The organism is Desulfolithobacter sp. (assembly GCF_054025815.1).
In genome coordinates this window covers 1-18,445 of the sequence record NZ_JBPMMS010000010.1, presented here as the reverse complement: position 1 = coordinate 18,445, position 18,445 = coordinate 1, and the positions used below count along the sequence as shown (strand labels likewise).

Below are 18,445 nucleotides of genomic sequence, written 5' to 3'. Positions count from 1 at the left end.
GACTTGGGTTGAGCATTCCGGTCGTTCGTCGGTTGACTGTGTGGCACTATGTATATCCACAAACTGGTTTTTACCTGCTGTTTCGCAGGGTATCGGCTACGGTTCGGGCCAGAAGGCTCATCCGCACGGGTTTGCTGATAAAGGCGGTCACTCCCAGCTGACTGGCTTTGGTGGCGTCCACCCGGCTGGAGTACCCGGTGCAGAGGATGATGGGCAGATCCGGCCGCAGTTTCAGGGCCAGGCCGGCGAAGCGGTCACCCGGCATGTGCGGCATGGTGACGTCGAGAATCAGCAGCTCCCATGCCTCCGGATCCCGTTCAAATATGGACATGGCCTTCACCGGGTCGGTGAAGGATGTCACCTGGTGTCCCTGCTCGCCAAGATATATGGACATCAGTTTACAGATGGTTTCCTCGTCGTCCACCAGCAGGATGCGGGCTGCGCGGCTTTTTGTCCCGGGTCCGGTTTCATCTGCATCAGATGTTGTCTCCTCAGTCTCTGGTACTGTCGGCAGGTAGATACGGAAGGTGGTCCCTTTTCCCGGCGAGCTGTCCACCAGGATCGTGCCCTTCCAGCTTTTCACCGCCCCATGGACAATGGCCAGGCCCAGCCCTGTGCCCTTGTCCATGTCCTTGGTGGTGAAGTAGGGTTCGAATATTTTGGCTGTGGTGGCTTCATCCATACCTGAACCGTTGTCCCTCACCTCCAGAACCACGTATTTGCCAGGTTCCAGGTCACTGGAAACGACCTGGCCGGGAAGAAGCTCTTCGTCCATCAGGGTGAATTCCAGGATGCCGCAGCCGTCTTCCAGGGCATGGAAACCGTTGGTGCCGAGATTCATGACAATCTGGTGGAACCGGGAGGGATCGGCCCTGATACAGGACCTGGAGAGAATGGTTTCCCGGATATCGACAGTGGTTGGAATGGTGGGACGAAGCAGGGAAAGCGCTTTGCGAAGTTCTTTGGCCGGCTGAAAGACGGCTTGTTTCGAGGCTTCATCCTTGCGGCTGAAGGCGAGAATCTGCTGGACCAGTTCCCGGGCCCGGCCGGCCGCGTTCATGACCTCGGTCAGATGCTGCATCAGCTTGGGATTGTCAGCGGCATGCATCTGGGCGAGCTCGGTAAAGCCAAAGATGGCTACAAGTATGTTGTTGAAGTCATGGGCAATACCTCCGGCAAGGGTGCCGATGGCCTCCATCTTCTGGGCATGCAGGAGCTCGGCTTCCATCTGTCGCTGTTTGGTGATGTCGGAAAGAGTGCCTTCCAGCATGATGAAGTTACCCTTTTCATCGTTGATGGCCCTGGCAGTGAGCGAGATCCAGACTGTGGAACCATCTTTTCTGCGCATGGGAGCAACGAACTTGGAGACCATGCCTTCAGCCTCCAGCTGCTCAATGAGCTGGTTGCGGTCGGCTGGATTCAGGTAGAGCTGGTTGGCAAGATCGGTCACCTGGCTGATAAGTTCCTCCACTGTTTGGTAACCGAAGATATGTGCCACCGCAGGGTTGACGGTAATCAGCCGTCCGTCAACCGTGGTCTGGAAAATGCCTTCAGTGGCGCTGTTGAATATGGAGCGGTACTTTTTCTCCGATTCGGCAAGAAGCCGGTTCTTGTTCTCGATCTCCCTGGCCATGGTGTTAACCGCCTCGATGATCGCGTTGAGATCCCGATGCGGTACCGGCTCGAGCGGGGTGGCGTAGTCACCGCTGGCGATCCGGCGGATTCTGGCAATGAGGGCTTCCAGGGGCCGGTTGAGAAGATAATGAAGGATCAGGCGGATACATATCGCCATGACCGCAATGATCAGGATCGAAGCCAGGAAAACCGAGCGGATAACATCTTTCACCCTGGTCAGCAGGGTATCGCCACTGACGTATATGGTGACAGATCCAATATTTTTCTGGTTCCGATACAGGGTTTTCGTCCTGATGAGGAGTTCATCGGGATTGGCCGGAACCTCATCGACAATGATGTCGCCGAAATCGGTCACGACCTGGATACCATCAACATAGTCGTTGCTGTCCAGGTAGAATTGGGCAATGTTACGGATGGACTGGTCGTCGAGATGGAGCAGGGGAAAATAGAGAGCGTTGGCCACATCCTCGATGATCTGGTTGCTGCGCAGGGCAATTTCCTGCTGGAACTGACGGTTGAAATAAAATTTATAGGAAATTCCCAACAGGAGAATGATAACAAGGACAATACCGCTGAGCCAGAGGATCAGGTCCCTGGCAATGGAGCGTTTGGCAAGGAGGAAGAAGAGCTGATGGGGCATGATGGTGTCTGGTTGTTTGTCAACTGCCTGAAGATGAGCAACACGACATCATACAGGCTGCAACCGCACTTTTCAACCAGAGTTCGCCGGATATGGGCATAACAAGCGGGAGAGGAGGAAAGGGGGCAGGGTTATCTTCTCAGTTTCAGGGTGAACACGGAACCACGGCCCGGAGAGCTGCTCACCGTGACCATGCCGCCATGGGACTGGGCAATGTGCTTGACAATAGCCAGGCCCAGGCCGGTGCCGCCCTGCTCCCGGCTGCGGGCCTTGTCGCAACGGTAGAACCGTTCGAAGAGGCGTTCCTGGTGTTCCCGGGCAATACCGATTCCCTGGTCAGCCACCGATATCTCCACCCCTTCGTTATCCTGTGATTTCCTGGCCCGGACCCAGACCGTGGATCCGGCGGGCGAATAGGTGATGGCATTGGAGAGCAGGTTGATCACCGCCTGTTCAAGAAGCGGCTGGTTGATGCGCGCCTCCAGGGACTCGTTGCAGTCGATTTCCACCACCACCTCCTTTTCCCTGGCCTTGACCGCGCAGGTCTGCAGGGCCGCCTCCAGTACCGGGCGGATTCGCATCCGGGAAAGTTTTATGTCGTCCTTGCTGGATCGGTCCTCGATCCGCGACAGGGTGAGCAGATCATCGATGATGGCTTCGAGCCGGGTGGTCTGCCTTTTGACGATCTCCAGAAAGCGGCGGGTGTCCTCCCGGCTGTCCAGCGCTCCTTCGAGGATGGTTTCCACATAACCGCGGATGGCGGTGATCGGAGTTTTGAGTTCATGGGAGACGTTGGCGACGAAATCGCGTCGGAGGTTTTCCAGCCGGTTGAGGCGGGTGACATCGGTCATGACCACCAGGACGCCGATGGATTCGTTCTCGGAATCATGCAGGGCCACGGCCCGGGCCTGGAGAGTGACAAGGTGAGAACCGTCGAAAAAATTGATCTCTTCTTCACTTGGTTCGTTGGTCTCAAAGACCGAGCGAATAAGGACGAGCAGGTCGGAGTTGCGGATCAGTCCTTCGATGGATTTGCCCTTGACAGCTTTCTGGTCCAGGCCGAAGAGCCGGGTGGCGGCGCGGTTCATGCGAATGATGCGCTCTTCGGTGTCGATGGCGACCACGGCTTCGGTCATGGAACCGAAAACCGCTTCGAGTTCGTTGTGCTGGCGGCTGATGGTCTGGATACGCTGGTTGATCTGCCGGGCCATTTCGTTGAGGGAGCGGGCCAGCTCCGCCATTTCAGCAGACATCGAAGCGTCCTTGATACGGATGGGCTGACCGGTTTCTCCCCGGGCAAGCCTCCGGGCACCGCGTTTCATCTCCTCCAGCGGCCGGCTGATCCTCCGGGCGATATAGAGGGACAGGAGTCCGGCCAGCACCACTACCAGCAGGCTCCCCAGGAAAATCCTGGTATGGATGGAAGAGAGGATACTGTTGAGCGAGGTGGCCGGCACCGAGAGTCGCAGGGCTCCGGGAGGTGTATCCTGGAACTTTATCGGAATTGCGACATAGAGCATGGTCTGGCCCAGGGTTTTTGAAAAGCGCAGTGATGAACCGGTCCGGCCGGCCAGGGCTGCACGCAGTTCTGGTCGGTTGGAATGATTATCCATCTGGATGGGATTTTCGTTGGAATCTGCAAGGACGGTTCCGTCGGCCGCCACTACGGTTATCCGGGTGGCAGCCCGCCGTCCGGCCCGCTGGCAAAACTCCTGGAGCTGCTTCTGGTCTTCGGCGGCCAGATGGATGATTTTTGCTTCAAGCAGTCGGGCCCTGGCTTCGATATCGGAGCGCATTTGCTGAAGGTAGAATGAGCGGATGGTGGTCGAGGTGTACCAGGTGACGGCGAGCATGGCGCCAAGGGTGATGAGCAGGCTGGCAGGAAATATCTGCCAGAGGAGACGTGGTTTCTGCATGGCTATTAATATGGTTGCTGGTTGCTGAGTGAGGGAAGGCTTTCAGTATGCAGTAGTCGCCACGCTGTCCATGGGCCGGGCAGAGGCGCTGAAAACTTACAATTCGCGCATCCGGTATCCTATACCCCGGATGGTCTCGATCCACTTGCCGGCCGCACCGAGCTTCTTACGCAATCCGAAAATCTGCACATCCACGGCCCTGGGAGTGATCAGGTAGTCGTAGCCCCGGATCTGATCGATTATCTGCTGTCTGGTGTAGACCCAGCCCGGCCTGCGGGCCAGCAGTTCCAGGATGGTGAATTCGGTGGTGGTCAGGTGGATGGGTTGACCATCAAGGAGAACTTCGTGGCGTCCGGGATGGATCTGCATGGAGTGGAGCGAGATCACCTCCTCGTCGGTACCATTCCGGTCCTCGTGGGCAACAGGCTTGCGGCGCAGTGCTGCCTCGACCCTGGCGATGAGAACTCTGGGGCTGAAAGGTTTGGTCACATAATCGTCGGCACCGCTCTCCAGCCCGGCGACAATGTCGTCCTCTTCACCTTTTGCAGTGAGCATGATGACCGGCAGGCTCCGGGTCTTTTCATCGGTGCGGACACTGGTGCAGATCGCCATTCCGTCCATGCCCGGCAGCATCAGGTCGAGGATCATGGCATCGAACGTTTCTTTTTTCAGCAGATCCAGGGCTTCCTCGCCACTGTCGGCGCAGGTCACGTTGTAGCCGCTGCGGATCAGGTTGTAGCTGACCAGCTGCTGGATATCCGTATCATCCTCGACAACAAGGATATCAGGTTTCTTCACGTGCGAATCTCCATATGTTTCCAGGTACGGTTAACTGACTCAATCGTAAAAAACTACCCTGTGGCGCCCCGGTTGCAAGAAAAAATGTGCACGCTAACCAAATCCTAACACAACTTTAACCATCAGGTAACAATGCAGGGGTACAAGTTACGCCAATATTAAATAATATACACAGAGGCTTCCACATAGTGACACCGCACTTGACGTTTCATCGCGAAATAGAGGAACTGAAAAAGATGTTCCTGTCCCTGGGATCTCTGGTCGAAGACCGGGTGGATAAGGCATGCCGGGTCATTGAGACCAGGGACCCTGTTCTGACGGACGAAATCATCCGTTCCGACTGGGAAGTGGATGACATGGAGATCCAGATTGAAGAGGAATGTCTCAAGGTTCTGGCCCTGCACCAGCCTGTGGCCAGTGACCTGCGGTTGTTGATCACCATCATCAAGGTTAACAACGAGCTTGAGCGCATTGCCGATATCGCGGTCAACATCGCCAAACGGGTCCACACCATCAACAAGGACTCTTCCCTCACTTTTGAGATCGATTATCAACCCATGATCTTCCGGGTACGGAGAATGTTGAAGATGAGCCTCGATGCCCTTGTTTCCGAGGACGTGGAGCAGGCAAGACAGATATTCATCGAAGACGACGCTGTGGATGATTTGCGGAACTCCGTGTACAGGGCGGTGGTCAACGAGTTGAATATCGAAATGGGGCACGCTGCCTGTCTGCTCAACATGTACCTGCTCGCCCGCCATCTGGAACGGATTGCCGACCGGACCACCAACATCGCCGAAGAAGTCATCTATCTGGTTGAAGGCCAGATAGTTCGCAGTAACTGAGCGGCCACCGATCATGTCTCCTTATTTCTTTCCCGTACTTGTTGTCGGCCTGGCCCTCTTTGCATGGTGGCAGGGTCGGCACCGTGCGTTTTCTCTGGTGGGCCGTCACAAGCTCCACTCCACTCCCGGCTACTACGGGATGCTGGTGGCGCTGTGGTGCAGCGTGCCGCCACTCATCATCTTTTTTTTCTGGTTGACCTGTTCCGATTACATTCTTACAGCATTGGTCCTCAAGTCCATCCCTGGTGCCGATCAGCTCAGTCCGGACAGGCTCAGCCTCCTTGTGGGTGACCTGAAAAACCTGGTTGCGGGTCACACTGCGGCCCGCAACATTGATCCGGATCTGCAGGTGGCGGCCAACCGGTACTATGAGCTGCACCGTATCGGCCAGGTGTCTCTGGGCCTGGTGATGGGCATTGTGGCCCTGGTCGGATTTTTTCTTGCCTATGCCAGGATTCGGCCAAATCTGCGGGCCAGGAATCATGTGGAGCGGTTTATTCGCGTGGTCCTGATTCTTTGCTCCACCATCGCGGTGTTTACCACCATGGGGATTGTCCTGTCGGTCCTGTTCGAGTCCATTCGTTTCTTCAAGGAAGTTCCGTTGACCGATTTTCTTTTTGGCCTCAAGTGGAGTCCGCAGATGGCGATGCGGGCCGATCAGGCCGGCAGCTCGGGCAGTTTCGGGGCCATTCCGGTACTGGCCGGCACCTTCATGATCTCCGCTATCGCCATGAGCGTGGCCGTACCCATAGGTCTGATGTCTGCAATTTACCTGTCTGAATATGCGGGTCCCCGTTTCCGGGCCGTGGTCAAGCCAATGCTTGAGATCCTGGCCGGAGTGCCGACAGTGGTGTATGGCTTTTTCGCAGCCCTGGTGGTGGCCCCTTTCATACGTGGACTCGGTGAAAGTTTTGGGCTTGCCGTTTCTTCTGAAAGTGCATTGGCCGCCGGTCTGGTCATGGGCATCATGATCATTCCCTTTGTCTCGTCCCTGTCCGACGATGTGATCAACGCCGTGCCGCAGGCCCTGCGCGACGGATCCTACGGCCTGGGGGCCACCCGAAGCGAAACCATCAAGAACGTCGTCCTGCCGGCGGCCCTGCCTGGCATTGTCGGCGGCATCCTGCTGGCGGTTTCCAGGGCCATCGGCGAAACAATGATAGTGGTCATGGCCGCCGGCCTGTCGGCCAAGCTTACAGCAAACCCCCTGGAGGCGGTGACCACTGTCACCGTCCAGATTGTAACCCTGCTTGTGGGAGACCAGGAATTTGACAGTCCAAAGACCCTGGCCGCGTTTGCTCTGGGCCTGCTGCTTTTTGTCGTGACCCTGATTCTCAATGTGATTGCCCTCTATGTTGTCCGGCGCTACCGGGAAGAATATGAATAAACAGAAGGAATCCATGAAACAGACGAACAGTGAAATGTCGACCATGGAGCGGGTCAGCCAGGGGCTTGGCAAGAGGTATCGCCGCGAGCGGAGGTTCAGGTTGATGGGACTGCTGGCCATCATGGCCAGTCTTGGTTTTCTTCTGATTCTCTTTGGGTCCATTGTCTCCAAAGGTTATTCTGCCTTTCTGCAGACAGAAATCAAACTCACGATCCATTTTGATGCCAAGGTTTTTGACGTGAGTAATCTGGCCCGGGCCGATTACGCTGCCCTGGTCAAGGCCTCCATGCGGGAATTGTTCCCAGGCGTCAAAGGACGTCGGGACAAACGCCAGCTGTACCGTCTGGTCAGCTCCGGGGCTGCCTACACCCTGCAGAAGATGGTCGTGGCCAATCCCGCTCTGATCGGCACCACCCAGGATGTCTGGCTCCCGGCCGACGATGAGGTGGACATGTTCGTCAAGGGCCATATCAAAAGGGAGGTGGAGGAAAGCTACCGCCGCCTGACCGACAAGCAGATCCGCTGGATCGACCATCTTGCCGAAAGCGGGCGTCTGGAGCGCCGTTTCAACTCTATTTTCTTTTCCGCCGGTGATTCCAGGGAGCCGGAACTGGCGGGAATCCATGGTGCGGCCATGGGCTCGCTCTTTACGCTCCTGGTCACCCTTGGACTCTCCTTTCCCATCGGAGTGGCCACGGCGGTCTACCTGGAGGAATTCGCTCCCAGGAACCGCTGGACCGACCTGATCGAGGTCAATATCAATAACCTGGCCGCGGTGCCCTCAATTGTCTTTGGCCTGCTTGGCCTGGCCGTTTTCCTTAACTTTTTCGGCATGCCGCGTTCCACTCCTCTGGTGGGTGGGCTGGTACTTACTCTCATGACTCTGCCGACAATTATTATTGCCAGCCGGGCCTCTCTCAAGTCGGTCCCTCCTTCCATCCGCGAGGCGGCTCTCGGAGTGGGTGCTTCCAAGATGCAGACCATTTTTCATCATGTCCTGCCGCTGGCCATGCCCGGGATGATGACCGGGACCATTATCGGTATGGCGCAGGCACTGGGAGAGACGGCTCCGCTGCTTATGATTGGTATGGTGGCTTTTATTGTCGATATTCCACAGGGGTTTACCGATCCGGCCACCGTGCTTCCGGTGCAGATCTATCTCTGGGCTGATTCACCGGAACGGGCTTTTGTCGAGCGGACATCGGCGGCCATTATGGTTCTGCTGGCTTTTCTCATGGTGATGAACGGTGCTGCTGTTTTGTTGCGCAAAAAGTTTGAACGCCGCTGGTAGGTGGCAGTGACAGGCTCCGTGGCTGGATAAGAGTGACCCGGTTTTGCAACAAACTTCAAACCAATTGCTAACACAGCGCTAACAAAGACCGGGTACCTTCTCGTTGTTGTTAATCATTTTTCGTTTTTTTATTCTGGAGGAGAAAATATGTTAAAGAAAAGTCTGATTTTTGGTGTTGCCATGCTGGCAGCCGCATCCACGGCCTCTGCCGGTGGCAGAGATTACATCTTCATCGTCGGGTCATCCACGGTTTACCCCTTTGCCACCACTGTGGCTGAGCAGTTCGGCAAGACCACCAGGTTCAAGACCCCCAAGATCGAATCCACCGGTTCCGGTGGCGGAATGAAGCTGTTTTGTGCCGGTACAGGCATCAACACCCCTGATATTACCAATGCGTCGCGTCGGATCAAGCTCTCTGAGTACGAGAAGTGCCAGAAGAACGGGGTGAAAAATATCACTGAGGTCAAAATCGGCTACGACGGAATCGTGCTGGCCAACTCGCGTAAGGGTGACCAGCTCAAGCTCACCCGCCGGGACATCTACCTGGCCCTGGCCAAGGATGTACCGGACCCGAAGGGAAGTGAAAAACTGGTTCCGAATCCATACAAGACCTGGAAGGAAGTAAATCCGTCCCTGCCGGATCAGAAGATTGAAGTCCTCGGCCCTCCGCCCACTTCCGGCACCAGGGACGCCTTTGTCGAGCTGGCCATGGAAGGCGGCTGCAAGACATTCCCCTGGATCAAGGCCATGAAAAAGAAGGACAAGAAACGCTACAAGTCGATCTGTCACACGGTTCGTGAAGACGGCGCTTATATCGAGGCTGGCGAGAACGACAATCTGATTGTCCAGAAACTCGAGGCAAACCCGTACTCTGTGGGCATCTTCGGCTTCAGCTATCTGGATCAGAATGGCGACAAGATTCAGGGATCCATTGTTGACGGTGAGGCCCCGACCTTTGAAAATATCGCTGCAGGCAAATACCCCGTTTCCCGGCCGCTCTACTTTTATGTCAAGAAAGCCCATGTGGGTGTGGTTCCCGGCATGGAGGAGTACCTGGCCGAGTTTACCAGCGAGCGGGCCTGGGGCGATGAAGGGTATCTCTCTGATAAGGGGTTGATTCCCATGCCCAGCGAAGAGCGGGCCAAGTTTGCAAAAGATGCCAGAGAACTCAAACCCCTGGTAATGAAATAAGCAGCCTCAGGTTTGAACTTCCATGTTCACTGTGCCGTATCACCCCGTCCCGGGAGGTGATACGGCAGCTGCATTTTGACAACAAAATCTCCAATATCTCAGTGCTCGTTTTTTTGCGCGAATGACGGGCAGGGACAGGACAGGAAAGAAAGATGATCGCAGCCGAATTGACCCAGAGGATGGAACATGTGAATACAGGTGCTGAAGATTACGTCCAGGCAACGCTTGAACAGGCAGACAACAGCGAAGTCAACACCACTGTGGGCGAAGTCTTTGTCGACAATGCCAGGATGACGTGCCGGGGGGTCAATGTCTGGTACGACGAAAAACATGCCATCCGCGAGGTATCAATCGATATTGGACGTAACGAAGTTTTGGCCATGATCGGTCCATCCGGTTGTGGTAAATCTACCTTTCTGCGCTGTCTCAACCGGATGAACGACACCATTCCGGGATGCCGTGTATCGGGCAAGATTCTCCTGGATGAACTCGACATCTATGACAAGAAGGTTGACGTGGTTCCGCTCCGGGCCCAGGTCGGGATGGTGTTTCAAAAGCCAAATCCCTTTCCCAAGTCCATCTACGACAATGTGGCTTATGGCCCCAAGATTCACGGTCTGGCCATTGACAGGACAGAGCTCGATGAGCTGGTGGAGGTTTCCCTGCGCAAGGCCGGGCTGTGGGACGAGGTCAAGGATCGGCTTGATCAGCCCGGCACCGGGCTGTCCGGCGGCCAGCAGCAACGACTCTGCATTGCCCGGGCCATTGCCGTCAAACCGGAAGTCATCCTGATGGATGAACCATGCTCGGCTCTGGATCCCATTGCCACGGCTACCATCGAGGAGCTGATCAGCGAGCTGCGCGACCAGTACACCATCGTTATCGTTACCCACAACATGCAGCAGGCGGCAAGGGTTTCTCAGCGTACAGCCTATTTCCACCTTGGAGAACTCATGGAGGTGGGACCCACCGACCGCATCTTCACCAATCCCCGCCATAAACTGACCGAAGATTATATCACCGGCCGTTTCGGCTGAGCACCGTCCTCTGTAGTTGTTCCCCTGTTTTAACCGGCAGTGCGCTATTCAAGGCGCCTGCCGGTTTTTTTTTCACCGGGTGAATTTTTGCGCTCCTCATGATTGCAAAATCCAGACCATCTGATTATCGGAAAAAGACTGCTGCGCAAAGCGATTTACTTGACGGATATAGAAACAGAAAGTATCAGTAAATCGACTCGATGCAGGAGTACTACTGCGGCCCGCAGGTATTGATGGGCCACTGACCATGTCTCATCTGCGCGCTTTAGTTCATGATAGACCACCCTGATGATGCTGGTCTTCCTGGTTGAGCAGGCCCGGCAGCTTGGCTGCTGGCTCTTCCGGAAGGCGTGGGAGAAGGTTGGCAGCAAACGGACGCTCTGGGAGAATGTACGGAGTCGCTTCAGGGAGTTCCCCGTTGACTCGCTGGAGACCCTGTACCGAAGCATAGCCTTTGGTATCAAAGGCTACGTGGTCGAGGCGATCGAAAGTGACGGCGCACCCTGAGCTGTTGTCGGACGGCGTTTTTTATCAAAGAACAGGCCCCACCGTGCGTCGAAACGGCAGGGCGAAGGGACAAGTATGTCCATTTTTCGGGGAAAAGCGACAATCTTTGCCGACAATGCGTCTTTCGGCACGGGGCTAACCACGAAATGGCCTTACGGGCCACGTTGGCAGGTAAAAATCATGTCATCCAGGGCCGCAAATGGCCTTCGCCGGGAATGGCTGACCTTCCTGTGCAGGGTCATTTGATTTGAGAATCATGAGCTACATGACGTGTAAGACCTTGACGCCAACAAAAGATTCCAAATCAAGCAAGTCACGCCGTTTACATGATATGCTTTTCGTAAATCTTCAGAAAGCAAGTCTTACCTTACTGTCCTTTGTCCTGATAACTCTTCTTTCTTATAATGTTCTCTGTCCGACCATCTGTAGTGGAGAGGCTATTTCAGAGCATCAGCAACTGATGAACTTGCTGATTTCATTAGATGAAGAGTTCGACAGGCAATTTAACAGCGAACAACCCATGGAAACTGTGGATGATATATTCACGGCGCCTTGCCGAGATATTGCTGAGCAACATGCTCTTGAGTCACATATAATACAGGAGCAGGCTGTGCAGGCCGGAAAAAAAAACGGCCTTGAAATCCGGGGAGCTTTAACCACCGGCGATCTTGGCAACAGGAATTCCGGTCAAGAAAGTTTCGGTGAAAGCTCTATGGAACTGGAACTGTCATGGGATATTTTGAAAAACGGATATCTCCAGTACAGCAGAAATGCCGATGCACTGGAGTACAGTGTGAGAATAGCAGAAATCCAAGAAGAGTTCCGGCAGAATGAACGAGAAGGAAGGTGCCGAAGTTACAGTATTGACCAATCTTTTTCAGGTGCTCTCACAGTTTTACTGACAATGAAGATGCGGCTCCTTGAAAAGGTATATCCAATAGAGCGGCGAGCCTATTTCAGCAACTTAAGTTTTCTTGATGACTATTTCGTTTCAGAAGAAAACCTTGTTTTGACCAGACAGGAACTTTCCAGCCTTGGCCAGGCGTACATTCCTGAAAAAGCCCCTATACAACTTTATTCACCACCTCTGGTTGAGGTTGATTTGCCTGGCGTTATTGAAGCCATATTGTCAGATAATCGGCCAGAAATTCTCACGCACCTGGAAAGGAAACGTCTCGTGACCGAGGATGAAGCAGAGATACCTGATTCACTGCGTCTCTTTGTTCGCAGGTCCTTTGATATCAGTAACAACACATCTTCGGGAGATGAGCTTGTAGCAGGCTTGAGATTTCGGGTTCCCCTGTATGACAGGGAGTCCAGTGAGTTGAGACTGCGTCTTTTACAGGTTGAAAAGAACAAGTCTTTATCGCTCTGGAAGCGGATTTCCAAAACCAGGGCTGCACATGCCAGCTTGACAGAGCAGTTGCACAGAGCTATCCGGGCTCATTATCGTCAGGCAAGAGCTAAGGAAAGGTTCAGACAAACATTGCTGGAGTTGAAAATGGGTGCTGACAATCTTATGCCGGTAGCCATAACGAGAATGCTTACACTTCTGGATGCCAGTGTCGAGTTGTTGCGCGCCAAAGAGGAGCTGTACAGGAGGGTCAACGAGATATTTGTTGCTGCCGCTCTTCCTTATCGTTCCGACCTGGTCCAAAAACTCAGTCTGACCCCGGGCCTGAAAAGAGCGCGACTGGGTGAGCGGAGTATTTATATCTGGTCTTCCGGCTTTAACTCTATAGGCAACGAAAACCTGATCAATTTTCTCAAGGCAAAACAGATCGATAAAGTTCTTCTGTCTGCCAGCACAAAAATATCTGTTGGCAAAATAATGGATTTTCTAAAAATGGCCGAGCAAAAGAATATCCATGTCGAGATGCTCACAGGTGAAGCAGAGTGGATATTTCCAGAAAATCATCAAAACGCTCTCGCCCGGTCCGTAACTCTTGCCGAGCTGACAGGTACTGTCCACCTTGATATTGAACCCCATACTCTTCCTGATTTCCGCCAGAAAGAGGAAGAATATCTCGAACAATACCTCGAACTCCTTGAAAAAATAAAACAGACCCTTCAGGGCCGTAAATTAAGTGTGGCCGTGCCTGTACATTTTCCTGCAAAAACGTTTCAGTTGCTTGATTCAATTGCAGACAAAGTGTATGTGATGGCCTATGGCACAACAGACCCGAATGTTCTTGCCAGGCGGCTGCGGACTGTATTGGGCAGCATAGCCCCAACCAAACTGGTGATCGTTTTAAGGGCGTCTGATTTCAGGGATGAATGGGATATCGAGAAGATGATAGATAAACTGATCCTGTCCACTGGAATAACACAGTACGGTATTCATCAGTTCAGAACATTTTTTCAAAAGATAACAGCAAGTCATGAAACTCCGTACCCGGAAAAGCTATTTAAATAATCTTCCGGAAGGGAAGCCTCCAGGCCGCATTCTGCCACGAGTTACCAAGTTCGTTTATTTTCTGGTTCTTTTTTCAATTGTATCCGGACTGCTTTATCTGGTGGCTTTGCGAGTGATTTTTTTTGTCGGGCAGGGGCAAGTGGTGCATGAAAAAACCGCGCTGAGCAGTACCCGGGGTGGAAAAATTGTTCAACTGACGAAAATGGAAGGAGAGTCTTTTGTTCGAGGAGAGGTGCTTGCGACCATAGCCCTGCCAGGCAAATGCGAGGACAGGCCCGACCCGAGAATAACAAAATTAACTTATGACATAAAAAGCAGGCAGGCAAAACTGGCAATTCTTGCTGATCATTTGAAGTCAATCGACCAGGCTTCAGACTCAGGAATACTGCACAGGGCTCTGGAGATAGGTTCTTCCTCTTTTCGTCGTCAGCAGGAAGAGCAGGCAGACAGAGCTGAAAAGCTTCGGGAGCAGATACAATTTCTTAAAGCGGAAATTACCGTTCGTCAGAAAGAACTTGCTGCCTTGCGGCAACTGTCATCCAGATCTCCCAGCCAAACCTGCACCACAGAGGAGATCACCGCGCCATTTGATGGCATGGTTTATCTGGTTAAGGCTGAGAAACATGAATATATTTCCAGAGGCAAGCCTTTTTTGGTTCTTATTGCCAAAGATGCTCCTGTATATATCGATGCATACATAAAGGAAAAATATTTGAGATATATCGCTCCAGGCAACCAGATGAAGATAATTTTTCCTGACCGTTACCGGAGTATCGGTCAGGTGACCGATGTGACTTCATCGGCACAGGTCGAAGTGAAGCGGCTGCGCAAGGACTACATCCCAATACCAACCATGATCCGGGTCAAACTTGTACCACTTGATCCGGAAGAAGAGAAAATCTGGCAGAAATACGATCGGATTGTGCTAAAGGTAAGAGGGGAGAAGCTATGAGAACCGCGATATTCATCCCTTCGGCCAATATGCCACGTCCACCAGTTGATATTCCTGTGGCTGATATTGACAACCTTTCTTCTGTTGATCGTGAAACGGTAGCCTTTTTTCTGATTGACGGTTCCGTTCCAGACGCTGCATATGAGCTTCTTTGCAGGATACGCCGCATGGTTGAACCTGCATTGTATTTGCGGCCGGTACTTTTTTTGGCGGGTCCGGAATCAGGGCCAAAAAATATTCTCCAGTCAGCGGACGGAATTGTTCAGGCGGGGGGGCATCCCCTGCATGAACAGCTTGAAAGCTGGACAGCCAGACTCGAGGGAATTAATAAAAAGATTCATCAATACGCAGGACAATCCAATCAGGGTGACACCAATGTCGCTTTCAAGGTGTTGCGCTTTATCGCATCCCGTAACCTGACAATAGAACCGATCCCATCTGTGCAGGCATTAAGTGGATACATATTTCCTGCTTTGCAGCCTCTTTTGCCGAGATCCGACGATGGAATCCTCGAAACCCTGGAGTATCTTGAAGCTCAACGACTGCTTTCAGGTATCTTTGTCCGTTCCTCCTTTTCTTGTACGCATTGCGGATGCGCTTTCCTGAATTTTTTCGAAACCTGTCCGGATTGTGGATCGAGTGATCTTTTCATAGATGAGCTGATTCATCATTTCAGGTGCGCATATGTGGGGGAACTTTCGGAATATCGGCAAGGAAGTGAACTGATCTGTCCCAAGTGTGACAAAACCCTGAATCATATAGGGGTCGATTATGACAAAACATCTATAGTCTACCACTGTAACCAATGCGGTAATATTTTCCAGGAAGCCGGTATCATGACTTCCTGTTATAATTGCCATCGGGAAACAGAACCGGATAATCAGGTGCAGCGCTCCATAAAATCTTACTCAATCACAGGCATTGGCGAAAATGCTGCGATTTATGGTCTGGACTCTCTATTTAAAAACATTCTTGAAAGTAAAGTTCATGCTCTTCCATTTAGCGTGTTTAAGGAATTATTTCGCATCGAACAGGCGCGAATACAGCGATACGGTGTAACGGTAAGTTCGCTGGCCGTAATTCGATTAATTGGAATTGAGGACCTGTACACCAGGCTGGGGAAACGCACCCGTGATATTTTTGAGGAAATCAGTGAAGCATTCAAAGCCAACCTTCGCAGTTCTGATCTCTTCACCATGCGTAACGAAACTCTTTTCCTGATTATTCTGACGGAAACTGCTCCAGAAAACGGTGAACAGGCCATTGAAAGAATCAAGAAGCGCATAGGAAATCTGATCAAGAGCAATCTCGACATGACACTTGATGCAGATTCAGCAATATGGCTTATCACAGCGGACCTTGATCCGGACTCCTGCCTGGAGAAGATCCTTCACCATTATGCTGCTTGACTCCCTTGGCGAGTTTATCGCGAACTTAACCCTCATGAAGGTGCTGGCCTATTTTTGGCCTTTCTTTTTAGTCGACATGACAAGATACCTGTTTTTGGATTTTGTCGTGATGCTCATTTATATTCCCAAAAGGAGACTAAGGAAGGACAGGTATAAATTGGCCCGCAAAATGTTGTTTCGTGAACGTCCTCTTGTTTCTGTTATCGTGCCAGGCAAAAATGAGGGTAAGCATATCCCGGCATTGACCGAATCTCTTGCCAATCAGACTTATAAGAATACAGAAACAGTCATTGTCGATGATGGCTCTGATGACAACACTCCCAGCATATGTCGCAAACTACAGCGTGAAGGAAAAATAGACCTTTTTATCCGCAATGATATCCGTGGAGGAAAGGCCTCGGCCGCCAACGTGGCCATGAGGTATGCCAGGGGAAAGTATATTATTCATCTGGATGCCGACAGTCATCTGAAACATAATGCCATAGAGACCATTTTACTGCCCTTTTACATGGACGCAAATGTCGGTGCTGTAGGTGGAGATGTCAGGGTTGCGAATACGGATATCAGCTTTGCCACGCGCTTGCAGGCCATAGAGTACCTCAAGTCAATTACAACGGGCCGCACCGTCACCTCGGAACTTGGAATTCTGCGTATCATCGCCGGAGCTCATGGTGCCTTCCGTCGAGATATTCTACAGCGAATTTACGGCTGGGATGTCGGCCCCGGACTGGACGGAGACATCACACTCAAGATACGTAAGCTTGGATACAAGGTTGTGCATGAACCCTATGCGGTCTGTTACACTAATTGCCCTGATACTTTTACCAAACTGGCCAGGCAGCGTTTCAGGTGGGACCGCTCTCTCATACGTTTTCGTGTGAGGCGGCACAGAGACATCCTGTTGCCATCCCGAAGTTTTAATTTTAAAAATTTTCTGGCTTCGTTTGATAACATTTTTTTCAACCTGCTTCTTGACATCAAATGGTGGATCTACATCATCCAGGTGTTTATTGTAGGCCGCAGTCAGGTTGAGATTTTTTTTATCATCAACATGTTCCTTTATGTTACAGCAAATTTTCTCGAATTTTTTGTCGCGATTGCCTTACTTGGAAATACTGTTCGCAGGCGGGAAAAAAGGCTGATCGCCTTTATTCCCCTGGTACCATTATATACCGGTATCTTTCTGAGAATCGTCAGAACTTATGCCTATGTCATGGAGTTTTTTCACCGTGTGTCCTATATGGACAAATGGAATCCATGGAAAGTTTCAAAAGTTGTTAAAAACGAACCATTGAATTGACAGCACCAGCCATTTGTCGGCTATCAGACGGGACGGTCCTGTTTCTGGAGGTGGCTAAGGGGCACCAGGCCATGGCAGAGAGAAAAAGAAATTTTTCAGGATTGAAAATCTTTTCTGGCCCGTTTTGTGCATATTTAGGGTTGAGGAAAGTCGATAAATTTGGTGATCAGGTGGCCAGGAGGATGAAGATTATGAAAAGGTATTTCAATATCAAGTTGATATGCTTTGTTATCCTGCTCTTTTATGCACCAGTGGCAAGAGCTGTCTCTATCACTTATGAGGAGGGAACCATCTATTATATAGACAGTGTCGCCAGTGGTGGTACCTATGGTGACGATATGGAGGGAATGGAGGTTAGTGTAACCTTTGTTGATGGCACGGTGGAAACAGCTGTGTGGCAAAGCCTCGGTTCGGGTTCCGGCGGGGCCTTTGGGAGTGACTGGAGCCTGCAAGTGGAGAGCGGGTCTACTTATCCGAATTCTCCCCATTTTTCTCCATGGTCTTTTGAGAGTGATGCAGCTGTTACCAGCCTGACGCTGGATGCAGGAAACGGAGATTTTGTATTTGATGGTACCAGAACTTATGCTTCAAACCCGCTGCTTTATCCCAGCACTCTCAACTCTGGAAGTGGCTGGCCCTTTGAGTCTGATAGTTCACTCTTCGATTCTTCCAGTGCTCTTGTCACCTACTCAAATGCAGTGGCGCTTGTCGGGGCAGAACCTGTAGGCGATCTTTATCGTACCCTTACCATCATGCCCGATCTTTCAAACTGGTCTGGCTCTGCAATGTCCTTTACGTTTCAGGCCGATACAGATACGGTAAATCCCGCTCCAGTTCCAGAGCCAGCTTCGATGACTCTCATGGGGATTGGTCTGGCAAGTCTGGCAGCTTTGACAGGAGTTTATAAGAATTCACAATTTTTAACAAAAAAACTTTAAAAATTCAGCAACTTACCCCTGAAAAACACGTAAGACCCTACACGCCTACCAAAAATTCATCCCAAAAAAATATAAAAAATCAAGATGATGGGCGTTTTTCGCTTGCACATGTAAGACCCTACTGGTATCTTACGGGCATGGCTCACCTGCACAAAAAGATGAAAAAGGGAAGACCCTACTATT

The 18,445-nt window shown here is 52.0% G+C and carries 14 protein-coding genes; 11 read left to right on the top strand and 3 right to left on the bottom strand.

The features are described from left to right. Positions 1-70: 70 nt before the first annotated feature. From ACXJJY_RS01690 to ACXJJY_RS01680, 3 genes are all read right to left on the bottom strand, one after another. Complete coding sequence (locus ACXJJY_RS01690; protein WP_456384974.1) at positions 71-2,275, bottom strand: hybrid sensor histidine kinase/response regulator; 2,205 nt, start codon at positions 2,273-2,275, stop codon at positions 71-73. A 131-nt stretch (positions 2,276-2,406) separates the two neighbouring features. After that, positions 2,407-4,191 (bottom strand): ATP-binding protein, encoded by a 1,785-nt coding sequence (locus ACXJJY_RS01685; protein WP_456384973.1) that lies wholly within the window; start codon positions 4,189-4,191, stop codon positions 2,407-2,409. Between the two features lie 96 nt (positions 4,192-4,287). Continuing rightward, positions 4,288-4,989, bottom strand: a complete 702-nt coding sequence (locus tag ACXJJY_RS01680) for a response regulator transcription factor (protein WP_456384972.1) — start codon at positions 4,987-4,989, stop codon at positions 4,288-4,290. Positions 4,990-5,189: 200 nt separating this feature from the next. Here ACXJJY_RS01680 and phoU point away from each other — a divergent pair, with 200 nt between their 5' ends. From phoU to ACXJJY_RS01625, 11 genes are all read left to right on the top strand, one after another. Then, the gene (gene phoU, locus ACXJJY_RS01675; RefSeq protein ID WP_456384971.1) at positions 5,190-5,834 is read left to right on the top strand and encodes a phosphate signaling complex protein PhoU; all 645 of its coding nucleotides are present in this window, start codon (positions 5,190-5,192) and stop codon (positions 5,832-5,834) included. Between the two features lie 13 nt (positions 5,835-5,847). Further along, positions 5,848-7,221 (top strand): phosphate ABC transporter permease subunit PstC, encoded by a 1,374-nt coding sequence (pstC, locus tag ACXJJY_RS01670; protein ID WP_456384970.1) that lies wholly within the window; start codon positions 5,848-5,850, stop codon positions 7,219-7,221. Positions 7,222-7,234: 13 nt separating this feature from the next. After that, the gene (pstA, locus tag ACXJJY_RS01665) at positions 7,235-8,512 is read left to right on the top strand and encodes a phosphate ABC transporter permease PstA (RefSeq protein WP_456384969.1); all 1,278 of its coding nucleotides are present in this window, start codon (positions 7,235-7,237) and stop codon (positions 8,510-8,512) included. A 147-nt stretch (positions 8,513-8,659) separates the two neighbouring features. Beyond that, complete coding sequence (locus ACXJJY_RS01660; protein ID WP_456384968.1) at positions 8,660-9,703, top strand: PstS family phosphate ABC transporter substrate-binding protein; 1,044 nt, start codon at positions 8,660-8,662, stop codon at positions 9,701-9,703. 152 nt (positions 9,704-9,855) lie between these two features. Next, positions 9,856-10,740: a phosphate ABC transporter ATP-binding protein PstB gene (pstB, locus tag ACXJJY_RS01655; protein ID WP_456384967.1), complete on the top strand. Its 885-nt coding sequence runs from the start codon at positions 9,856-9,858 to the stop codon at positions 10,738-10,740. 288 nt (positions 10,741-11,028) lie between these two features. Then, positions 11,029-11,247 carry a hypothetical protein gene (locus ACXJJY_RS01650; protein ID WP_456384966.1) on the top strand — a complete coding sequence of 73 codons (219 nt, stop codon included), beginning with the start codon at positions 11,029-11,031 and terminating at the stop codon, positions 11,245-11,247. Positions 11,248-11,503: 256 nt separating this feature from the next. After that, entirely contained in the window at positions 11,504-13,663 is a 2,160-nt protein-coding gene (locus ACXJJY_RS01645) for a TolC family protein (RefSeq protein WP_456384965.1), read from the top strand. Then, entirely contained in the window at positions 13,629-14,615 is a 987-nt protein-coding gene (locus ACXJJY_RS01640) for an HlyD family secretion protein (protein ID WP_456384964.1), read from the top strand. The genes ACXJJY_RS01645 and ACXJJY_RS01640 overlap by 35 nt, the downstream gene beginning before the upstream one ends. Next, the gene (locus ACXJJY_RS01635; protein WP_456384963.1) at positions 14,612-16,024 is read left to right on the top strand and encodes a TackOD1 domain-containing metal-binding protein; all 1,413 of its coding nucleotides are present in this window, start codon (positions 14,612-14,614) and stop codon (positions 16,022-16,024) included. Before ACXJJY_RS01640 ends, ACXJJY_RS01635 begins: the two co-directional genes overlap by 4 nt. Beyond that, positions 16,014-17,324, top strand: a complete 1,311-nt coding sequence (locus tag ACXJJY_RS01630) for a glycosyltransferase family 2 protein (RefSeq protein WP_456384962.1) — start codon at positions 16,014-16,016, stop codon at positions 17,322-17,324. The genes ACXJJY_RS01635 and ACXJJY_RS01630 overlap by 11 nt, the downstream gene beginning before the upstream one ends. A gap of 71 nt (positions 17,325-17,395) precedes the next feature. After that, the gene (locus ACXJJY_RS01625; RefSeq protein WP_456384961.1) at positions 17,396-18,262 is read left to right on the top strand and encodes a PEP-CTERM sorting domain-containing protein; all 867 of its coding nucleotides are present in this window, start codon (positions 17,396-17,398) and stop codon (positions 18,260-18,262) included. Positions 18,263-18,445: the final 183 nt, after the last annotated feature.